Genomic DNA, 9,667 nt, shown 5'->3' with positions numbered 1-9,667 from the left:
TTCGAGGCCAAGGCCCCCGCCGCCGCCCTGGAGCGCCTGCGCGCCGTGCAGCCGCGCCCGATCCTCACCGACCGTGCCGCGCATCTCCCGCAGATCGCCACCTTCCTCGACAGGACGCCGAACGCCGCCATCGTCTGGATCAGCGACGGCATCGAGGATGCCGGCACCGGTTTTTCGAAGTCGCTGTCCGAGCTGATGACGAAACACGGTACGGCGCTGACCGTGCTCAAGGCCGAACAGCCCCCCGCCCTGGCGCTCGCCGGGGGCGAGGCCGGCGGCCAGCTCAAAGCACACGTCTTGCGCGCCGCCCCGAACGGCCGCGATGCCGGCGTCGTGCGCGCCCTCGACCTGAAGGGCCTGCCGCTCGCCGAGATGCCGTTCACCTTCGAGCCGGCCGCCACCGAGGCCGAGATCGGCTTCGACCTGCCGGTCGAGATCCGCAACACCATCGCCCGGCTCGAAGTGGCCGGCGAGCGCTCGGCAGGCGCCGTGGTGCTGATGGACGAGCGCGGTAAGCGCCGCCGCGTCGGCCTCGTCTTTGGCGGCACGGCCGATCAGGCGCAGCCGCTGCTCGCGCCGACCTACTACCTCTCCCGCGCTCTTACGCCCTTCGCCGACGTGCAGCAGTCCCGAGGCGGCCAGGGTACGGCCGAGGCGATCGGCCAGATGCTCGACAACCAGGTCACCGTTCTGGTGCTGGCCGATGTCGGCGCGCTCGACGACAAGACCCTCGGGCGTGTCGAGAAATTCGTCGACGAGGGCGGCCTGCTCCTGCGCTTCGCCGGCCCGCGGCTGGCTGCCGGCAACGACCCGCTGGTGCCGGTGCGGCTGCGCCGCGGCGGGCGCAACCTCGGCGGTACCCTCTCCTGGGACAACCCGAAGACGGTGGCCGACTTCCCGCCCGAGAGCCCCTTCGCCGGCCTCAAGCCGCCGGCCGACATCGGCGTGCGCCGCCAGATCCTGGCCGAGCCCGACGGCGATCTTCCGGCCAAGACCTGGGCCTCTCTGCAGGACGGCACGCCCGTCGTCACTGCCGAGAAGCGCGGACAGGGGCTCTTGGTGCTGTTCCACGTCACCGCCGACACGACCTGGTCGAACCTGCCGCTCTCGGGGCTCTTCGTCGACATGCTGCGCCGGGTCGTCGGCATGGCCGGCTCGGGCGCGAAGCCGGCCACCGGCGACGGCTCCCAGGCCAAGGCGGCCGTGCTCGCACCGCGTCTGACCCTCGACGGCTTCGGCGCGCTCGGCAGCCCGCCGGCCTCCGCCACCGCCGTCTCGGCCGATTACGGTGACCGCGCCACGCACGACCACCCGCCCGGCTTCTACGGGCCGGCCGAGGACGGCATCAGCGTCAACGCGCTCAAGGCCGACGACCGCCTGAAGCCGCTGGACATCTCCGGCATCGCTGGCGCCCGCATCGGCGGCCTCGGCGGGGCCGAGACGCTGGACCTGCGCGCCGTCCTGTTCAGCCTCGCCCTGGCCCTCCTGATCCTCGACACCCTCGCCGGCCTCTGGCTCGGCGGATTTTTGGGACGAGGCCGTGGCGGATCCGGCAACGGCCTCATCGGCCGCCTGCGCAGCCGTCCGGCGCTGATCGCGTTTTTTGCCGTCGGCCTCTTCGCGCTCTCGCCGAGCGCCAGTCCAGCCCGCGCAGAGGGCGGGCCGTCCGTCCGCGCCGGCAACACCGAATCCGCCCTCATCACCCGCCTCGCCTACGTGACGACCGGCGACGAAGCCGTCGATACGGCAAGCCGCAGCGGGCTGTCGGGCCTGACCCAGGTGCTCGCCGCGCGCACGGCGCTGGAGCCCGGCGAGCCGGCCGCGATCGATCCGGCCAAGGACGAGCTGGCCTTCTACCCGCTGATCTACTGGCCGATCGTCGCCGGCCGGCCGCAGCCGAGCGAGGCCGCCATCCGCAAGATCGACGCCTTCATGCGCAACGGCGGCACTGTGATCTTCGACACCCGCGACGCCCAGGTCGCCCGCCCCGGCGGTCCGCCCACCCCTGAGGGCCTGTACCTGCGAAAGATGCTGGCGACGCTGGAAGTGCCCGAGTTGGAGCCGATCCCGAGCGACCACGTGCTCACGAAGGCCTTCTACCTCGTGGACACCTTCCCAGGCCGCTACACCACCGGCCAGACCTGGGTCGAAGCCCTGCCCCCGGCCCCGACGGACGGCGCCGAGCGCCGGCCGGCACGCGCCGGCGATGGCGTCACGCCGATCATCATCACCGGCAACGACCTCGCCGCGGCCTGGGCCTTCAGCAAGGACGGCGCCCCCCTCTACCCGATGTCCGGCGGCGACCAGCGCCAGCGCGAGATGGCGTTTCGCGGCGGCGTCAACATCGTGATCTACACGCTGACGGGCAACTACAAGGCCGATCAGGTGCACGTGCCGGCGCTGCTGGAGCGGCTGGGCCAGTGAGTTTTTTGATGCTCTGCCGCGACGGGCTCTCCTCCCCCTTGTGGGGAGGAGTTGGAGGTGGGGGTGGTGCCACCGGCCTTCGCAACACCAAGCGGCACCACCCCCACCCCTTACCCCTCCCCACAAGGGGGAGGGGAACACGCCAGTTCACCACTGAAGGCCCCGCCGCATGCTGAGCCTCAGCTTCACGCCGCTGATCCCGTGGCCGGTGCTCGCCGGGTTCGGCATCGTCGTCGCGGTCTTCGCCGTGCTGGCCATCGTCGCGCGCGGGCGGACCGCGCTGCTGCGCGCCGTGGCTCTCGCCCTGGTACTGGCCGCCCTCGCCAACCCGTCCCTCGTCCGCGAAGACCGCGAGCCGGTGAAGGACGTGGCCGCGATCATCGTCGACCGCTCGGGCTCGCAGACCCTCGGCGACCGGCCGCAGATGACCGATCAGGTGAAGGCCGAGCTGGAGCGCCGTTTCGGCGGTCTCGCCAACATCGAGCCACGCTTCATCGACGTGCAGGACGCCAAGGACGGCGACGACGGCACCAAGCTGTTCACCGCCCTCTCGCAGTCGCTCGCCGACGTGCCGCCGGAGCGGCTGGCCGGCGTCGTCATGCTCACCGACGGCGTCGTACACGACATCCCGGCCTCCCTCGAAGCGCTCGGCATCAAAGCGCCGCTGCACGTCCTGGTCACCGGCCACCCCGACGAGCGCGACCGCCAGATCAAGATGCTGGAAGCCCCCCGCTTCGGCATCGTCGGCAAGGACCTGACCATCCGCGCCGAGGTGCAGGAGCGCGGCGGCACCGGCAGCGCCACCGTCACGGTGCGCCGCGACGGCGAGGAACTCGGCCGCAAGACCTTTCCCACCGGCCAGCCGTTCTCACTCACCACCAAGATCGAGCATGGCGGCCCGAACGTCGTCGAGATCGAGGTCGAGCCGCTGCCGGGCGAGCTGACCACGGTCAACAACCGCGCCGTCCTCCCCATCGAGGGCATCCGCGAAAAGCTGCGCGTGCTGCTCGTCTCCGGCGAGCCGCACCAGGGGGAGCGCACCTGGCGCAACCTCCTGAAGTCCGACGCCAACGTTGACCTCGTGCACTTCACCATCCTGCGCCCGCCGGAGAAGCAGGACGGCACGCCGATCTCCGAACTCTCGCTGATCGCCTTTCCGACCCGCGAGCTGTTCGTTCAGAAGATCAAGGACTTCGACCTGATCATCTTCGACCGCTACGCCAACCAGAGCGTGCTGCCGTCGGCCTATTTCGACAACATCGTCCGCTACGTCCGCGAGGGCGGTGCGCTGCTGGTGGCGGCAGGGCCGGAATTCGCCTCGCCGATGAGCCTCGCCCGCACGCGGCTCTCCTCGGTGCTGCCGGGCGAGCCGAACGGCAAGGTGGTCGAGCAGGCGTTCAAGGCGGCGATCACCGATGTCGGCACGCGCCATCCGGTGACGCGGGCGCTACCGGGCTCCGAGTCGAAGCCGCCGGCCTGGGGCGACTGGCTGCGCATCGTCTCCGCGCAGTCCCGGCCCGGCGTGCAGCCGATCCTGTCCGGCGCGAGCAACCTGCCGCTCCTGAACCTCTCGCGGGAGGAGAAGGGCCGCGTCGCCCTGATGCTCTCGGACCAGTCCTGGCTCTGGGCGCGCGGCTACCAGCAGGGCGGCCCCTATCTCGACCTGCTGCGCCGCCTCGCCCACTGGCTGATGAAGGAGCCGGGCCTCGAGGAGGAGGCCCTGCGCGCCCAGACCACCGGCCGGGGCCGCGAGGTCCGGGTCGAGCGCCAGACCATGAAGGAGACGGCCGAACCCGTCACCGTCACCGGCCCAACCGGCAACGCCCGCACTCTCGACCTGACTCAAGCGGAGCCGGGCCTGTTCACCGCGGCCTTCGAGGCCGAGCAGCTCGGCCTGCACACGCTGCGCTCTGGCAATCTCGTGGCCTTCGTCAGCGTTGGCCCGGCCAACCCGCGCGAACTCGCCGACGTCTTCAGCGACACCGAGCGCCTGAAGGCCGTGGCGGAATCCAGCGGTGGCACCATTCGCCGCCTCGCCGATGCCAACGGCGCGACCACCGTGCCGCGGCTCCAGGCCGTACGCGGTGGCCGCTTAGGGGGCGCCGATTGGATCGGCTTCCGGCCGAGCGACAGCGCCAATATTCTGGGGGTCGAGGTCTATCCGCTGGCGCTCGGGTTGTGGGCGCTCGCCGCGCTGGCCCTGGCGGTGCTGGCGATGTGGCTCGTCGAGGGACGGCGTGGCCGGGCGGCTTGACGCCCTGCCAGATCGCCACAGAGCATGACCGATTCAAAACCCGCAAAAGAAGCCCGTCGGTTCGACGCCGAACGGCTGAACAACCTCGTCCAGACGGCCGCGATCATCGCGGCCGGCGCCTGGGGCGTCTACACCTTCATCTACGAGGCCCGGATCAAGCCGGGCCTCGAACCGCCGGCCGTCTCGGTCACGGCGACCCTGGTGATGGCGGGCGAACGGGACGATCACGTCGCCATCCGCTCGACGGTGATGCGCAAGAACGTCGGTCAGGCGGGGGTACGGGTGCTCGGCCTCACCTACAACGTGATCGGCGTGCGTGCCCGGTTCGGGGAGGATTCGAAGCCGGCCGGCACCACCGGCCGCGGCAACCGGGTCACGGACACGACCGGATACAGGCTCGACGAGCCGGGGACGGTGCTGCTGCGCCAGGGCACGCTGTTTGCCGGCGCGACGGACCACGATTCCAGCCCGTCCGATCTCGCGCCGGGCGAGGCGGTCTCGCGGGACCTCATCGTCTACGTGGACCGGCGGCAGAGCGATCTCGTGCGCTTCGAGGTGAGCCTCGTCTACGAAAAGGCCGACGACCCAGCCGTGAAGCTGCGCTTCGACGAGGCCGCACACGGCCGGCTGGCGCTCGTGCCGCAGGTCGATTGTCATGCAGATCCTGAGCCCTGCCAGCCGCTCAAGACGACGGATTTCGGCGTCGAGTTTTCGCTGTGGTGAGACGACGTCCGGTTGATCGCTGCCAATCCCCCATCGTCATTGCGAGCTTAGCGAAGCAACGACGGCAGCGCTTGAGCCGCACGAGAGCCGAACTCAGCAGCCAACCCTGTGACACTGCCTCGCAAGCTCGGTAGCTGCGGGGCGGCATCGAACGCTATCTGATGACGACCTGTCAGTCGCCGCCTGTCGGCTCGTGGATCGGGCAGCCGTTGAAGCGCTCCCGAAACTTCGCGGAATGGCGATAGGGGGCGTTGCGGGCGCGGTTGATGTTGCCCAACGGCCGGTGGGCGGCGAGCCCCGTCCACACGCCGAAGCGCATGCGCTCGTTCACGGCGTCGACCTGGGCGGCGTCCCAGCTGTCCTGCGGGCGGGCGGTGATGGTGGCGACCCGCTGGAACGGCGCCTCCTCCTCGTTCCACTCCACCGTCGGATCCTCGAGCGGCTGGCGGTCGAGGTCGCGACAGAGCTGGACCCGGAACTCCCAGACGCCCTCGATCCCGCGCATCTCGGCTTGCACCGTTTCGCGGATCGCGTCGGGCCGGCCCGACGCATCGATCTCGGTGCCGGTGAGGGCGGTCAGAGCGGGCGCGACCGGCGCGACGGAGAATTTTGCGATGTAGTCGCCGTAGCGGAACGGCGTGACGCTGTAATAGGTCTCGCCGAGGGGATCGACGTTCGGCGCGCCGCCGAGCGCACCGAGCGTCGGGCTCTCGATGCCCACCGCCGTCAGCGCCTTGTTGACGCCGCGCAGGACGGTGGAGGCCGCGACCTTCACCCCCTCGATCCGGTCCGTCGTCTTCGCCAGGAGCTTGAGGCTGCCCAAGAACTTTTCCGCGTTCGGCGCCTGAAACACTTTGCCGTTGACCATGACGAAGTCCTGCGTCGTACCCTCGGCCTCGGGCAGGCGCTCGCCGTCAACGTCCAGCACCTTCAGCGCGAGGCCGCGCGGGAGGGAGACGGCGTCGGGCAGGATGTCGCCCGCATTGGTCGACATCCGCATGAAGACCGTGTGGGTGCCGGGCTTCGCGAAGAGACCCTGCGCCAGCTCCGGCGGCAGGTTCGCGTCGATCGTCAGCGTGCCTTCGAGAATGCCGTGCGACTTGGCGTGGACCGAGCGGATCGCGTGGCCGTCATTCTCCGCCGTGGTCTGGAGGATCGTGTCGAAGGTCTCGCAGAGCCCTTCGATCGTCTGCGCCTCGTCGGGCTTCACGTCCTCGACGTCCGGCCTGTAGCGGACGGGTGTGCTGGTCATGCCGTGTCTCTCCTGGAATTCTTCCAGAGAACCGTGGCTGTAGACCGGTGTTCCCGGGATCGTCCGCTCGGTACGCCGACGACCCGTCACGACTGTGTGAGGCCGTTTCCCAGCGGTTGGATCGGACCGTCCGGTTTTTCCCCTCCCCCTTGTGGGGAGGGGCCAGGGGTGGGGGTGGTTCAGGATCGAGCGTTGCGCCTCCTTCTGCACCACCCCCACCTCCTACCTCCTGCCCACAAGGGGGAGGAGGGTGCTGTCATCGACCGCTTCGATCACCTGGAAACCGTATGAGCTGCGCGGCTACGCCTTCCCCGTGAAGAAGCGGGCGATCTCCGCCGCCGCCGCGTCCGGCCGTTCCCGATGCGGAAAGTGTCCCGCCCCCTCGAACGGCGCCAAGTCCAAATCCGCAAAGAACTCGCCGAGGCGGTCGGTCCAGGCGTAGGGAAACAGCGGGTCGCGATCCCCCCAGCGCACGCAGGTCGGGACAGTGATCGGCGGCAGGCTCGGGCTCTCGCCGCGGATCATGGCGAGGCGGCCTTCCTGGGCACTGCGGTACCAGTTGAACCCGCCCTGCAGGTTGCCCGGCAGCATGAAATTGTCGGTGAAGGCCTCGATCACGTCGTCGAAGGCTGACGGATTGCCGCCGGCCCAGTGTTGCAGGAAGTGGCCGATATAGGCCCGGCACCCCTCGCGCGAGGCGCCGACCGTCGTGGCAGCGAAATCCTTGAGGTGGAAGGACTGGTACCAGATCTCGGCCAGCATCTCCGGCTGCGCCAGACGCGAGCCGATGCCGGCATAGGGGCAGTTGAAGAAGAACAAACCGGTGAGCCGTTCCGGCGCGGACCGCCCCAGGGCCTGCCCGACATAAGCGCCGACGTCGTGCCCGACGAGTCCGGCCCGTGCGAGGCCGAGGGCATCGAGCAGCGCGACGATATCCGCCGCATGGACCTCGGCGCCGGCCCGATCGGAGGGGCCGGGATCGGGCTTCTCGCTGGCGCCGAAGCCGCGCAGGTCCGGCGCGATGAGGTCGAACCGGTCGGCGAGGCGCTGCATCACCGGCTCCCAGGTAAGCCAGAATTCCGGCCAGCCGTGCAGCAGGACCAGCGGCTGCCCCTGCCCGGCTCGCGCGACGTGAAGGTCCACGCCGTTCGCCCGCACCGTCTCGTGCCGGATGTCCACCATTCGGGTCCGCTCCTTCCGTTTCGGAAGGTCAAAGCCCGCGGGCAGCGCTCACGTTCCCCGAAACGCCGTCGCTGCCGCCCTCGGCAAGGGCCAGCCACAGGAAGCGCGCCGGATCGACCGGTCCCGGCAGCACGAGGCGGCCCATCGGCACGGGCGAAAATCCGAAGCGCCGGTAATACGGCAGGTCGCCGACGAGGATGACGAGGCCGTGGCTGCCGGCCCGCGCCGCGTCGAGGCCGGCCTGCATGAGGGCGCAGCCGATGCCGCGATTGGCAAAACTCGGATCGACGGTGATCGGACCGAGCGCCAGCAGCGGCCGGCCGCCGGCCTCGGCCGCACTGAACCGCAGCGAGCCGACGAGGTAGGTCCCGACGAGCGCGGTGAAGCAGAGCTCCGGCAGTGCGGCCGCGCCCTCGCGCAGGCGGTAGGCCGTGCGGGCGAAGCGGCCGGGGCCGAAGGCGCGGGCGTGCAGGCGCTCGATCGCTTGCGCATCGTCAGGGTGCTCGCGCCGGATGACGAGAGGTAAAGCCGTCAAGGCGAGGTCTGCCGACTGAGGACGGCTCCGCGCGGCGATCTCGAACCCTGGTGTGCCAATGGCTCAGCCGTCATTGCGAGGCGAAGCCGAAGCAATCCAGGGCCAACGGGCCGACGTAGCGGGTGTCGCCCTGGATTGCTTCGCTGCGCTCGCGATGACGGGGGAGGTTCGGCCATGCCGAGATCAGTGCTCACGCGGCGCGGGCGGAGAAGTCGATGCGCGGATCGATCCAGGTGTAGATCAGGTCCGACAGCAGGTTCACCGCCAGCCCCATCAGCGAGAAGATGTAGAGGGTCGCGAACACGATCGGGTAGTCGCGCCCGATGATCGCGGTGAAGGACAGGAGCCCGAGGCCGTCCAGCGAGAACATCGTTTCGATGAGCAGCGAGCCGGTGAAGAACGCCGTGATGAAGGCGCCCGGAAAGCCGGAGATCACGATCAGCATCGCGTTGCGGAAGACGTGGCCGTAGAGCACCCGCGTCTCGGTGAGGCCCTTCATCCGCGCCGTCATCACGTATTGCTTGCGGATCTCGTCGAGGAACGAGTTCTTCGTCAGCAGCGTCGAGGTGGCGAAGGCGCCGAGCACCAGGGCGGAGAGCGGCAGCACGAGGTGCCAGGCGTAGTCGGCGACCTTGCCGACGAGGCTGAGCTGGTCGAAGTTTTCCGACGTGAGCCCCCGGATCGGAAAGATCTGGAAGAACGAGCCGCCGGCGAAAACGATGATCAGCAGCAGGCCGAACAGGAAGCTCGGGATCGCATAGCCGATGATGACGACGCTCGACGTCCAGATGTCGAAGCTCGACCCGTCCTTCACCGCCTTGCGGATACCGAGGGGGATGGAGATCGCATAGGAGATCAGCGTCATCCAGAGCCCCAGCGAGATCGAGACCGGCAGCTTCTCCTTAATCAGTTGCAGCACCGACACATCGCGAAAGTAGCTCTTTCCGAAATCGAAGCGGACGTAGTCCCAGAGCATTTTCGCGAAGCGCTCGGGGGCCGGCTTGTCGAAGCCGTACTGCACCTCGAGCTTCTTGATGAAGGCCGGGTCGAGCCCCTGCGCGCCGCGGTATTTCGAGTTCGATTCGCCGCTGCCGCCGCGCGTCACGCCGCCGCCCATGTCGCCCTGGCCGCCGGTGATGCGGGAGAGCGAGCCCTCCTGCTGGCCCTGCATCTGCGCGAGCACCCGCTCCACCGGGCCGCCGGGGGCGAACTGGATGATCGCGAAGGTGATCAGCATGATCCCGAAGATCGTCGGGATCATCAGGGCGATGCGACGGGCGATATAGGCGAGCATGCG

Annotated in this window: 7 protein-coding genes; 3 read left to right on the top strand and 4 right to left on the bottom strand. The window is 69.4% G+C overall.

Features of this window, described 5'->3' with window-relative positions; all coding sequences use genetic code 11:
• The 3 genes from FV217_RS09620 to FV217_RS09610 form a co-directional block, all read left to right on the top strand.
• Positions 1-2,424 (top strand): DUF4159 domain-containing protein (locus FV217_RS09620; protein WP_147816971.1); only part of this gene is annotated, 2,424 nt, incomplete at its 5' end.
• 169 nt (positions 2,425-2,593) lie between these two features.
• The gene (locus tag FV217_RS09615; protein WP_147816970.1) at positions 2,594-4,678 is read left to right on the top strand and encodes a hypothetical protein; all 2,085 of its coding nucleotides are present in this window, start codon (positions 2,594-2,596) and stop codon (positions 4,676-4,678) included.
• A gap of 24 nt (positions 4,679-4,702) precedes the next feature.
• Entirely contained in the window at positions 4,703-5,401 is a 699-nt protein-coding gene (locus FV217_RS09610; protein WP_147816969.1) for a hypothetical protein, read from the top strand.
• Positions 5,402-5,573: 172 nt separating this feature from the next.
• On the opposite strand, the gene FV217_RS09605 is transcribed toward FV217_RS09610, so the two are convergent.
• The 4 genes from FV217_RS09605 to FV217_RS09590 all read right to left on the bottom strand — a co-directional run bounded on the left by FV217_RS09605 (position 5,574) and on the right by FV217_RS09590 (position 9,664).
• A complete protein-coding gene (locus FV217_RS09605) occupies positions 5,574-6,653 on the bottom strand; it encodes a catalase family protein (RefSeq protein WP_147816968.1) in 1,080 nt (359 codons plus the stop codon).
• Positions 6,654-6,953: 300 nt separating this feature from the next.
• Positions 6,954-7,835 carry an alpha/beta hydrolase gene (locus tag FV217_RS09600; RefSeq protein WP_147816967.1) on the bottom strand — a complete coding sequence of 294 codons (882 nt, stop codon included), beginning with the start codon at positions 7,833-7,835 and terminating at the stop codon, positions 6,954-6,956.
• 28 nt (positions 7,836-7,863) lie between these two features.
• On the bottom strand, positions 7,864-8,370 hold the full coding sequence (locus FV217_RS09595; protein ID WP_147816966.1) for an N-acetyltransferase: 507 nt from the start codon (positions 8,368-8,370) through the stop codon (positions 7,864-7,866).
• 190 nt (positions 8,371-8,560) lie between these two features.
• The gene (locus FV217_RS09590) at positions 8,561-9,664 is read right to left on the bottom strand and encodes a microcin C ABC transporter permease YejB (RefSeq protein WP_147816965.1); all 1,104 of its coding nucleotides are present in this window, start codon (positions 9,662-9,664) and stop codon (positions 8,561-8,563) included.
• Between the last annotated feature and the right edge of the window lie 3 nt (positions 9,665-9,667).

The sequence above is a fragment of the Methylobacterium sp. WL9 genome, assembly GCF_008040035.1.
Lineage (GTDB): Bacteria > Pseudomonadota > Alphaproteobacteria > Rhizobiales > Beijerinckiaceae > Methylobacterium > Methylobacterium thuringiense.
The sequence above is the reverse complement of the archived record's forward strand: the minus strand, read 5'-3'. Positions and strand labels throughout refer to the sequence as shown.

Bases quoted from the DNA above. Each gene is read 5' to 3' on its own strand.
- FV217_RS09615 (WP_147816970.1), top strand. From the start codon at position 2,594: ATGCTGAGCCTCAGCTTCACGCCGCTGATCCCGTGGCCGGTGCTCGCC.
- FV217_RS09610 (WP_147816969.1), top strand. From the start codon at position 4,703: ATGACCGATTCAAAACCCGCAAAAGAAGCCCGTCGGTTCGACGCCGAA.
- FV217_RS09605 (WP_147816968.1), bottom strand. From the start codon at position 6,653: ATGACCAGCACACCCGTCCGCTACAGGCCGGACGTCGAGGACGTGAAG.
- FV217_RS09600 (WP_147816967.1), bottom strand. From the start codon at position 7,835: ATGGTGGACATCCGGCACGAGACGGTGCGGGCGAACGGCGTGGACCTT.
- FV217_RS09590 (WP_147816965.1), bottom strand. From the start codon at position 9,664: ATGCTCGCCTATATCGCCCGTCGCATCGCCCTGATGATCCCGACGATC.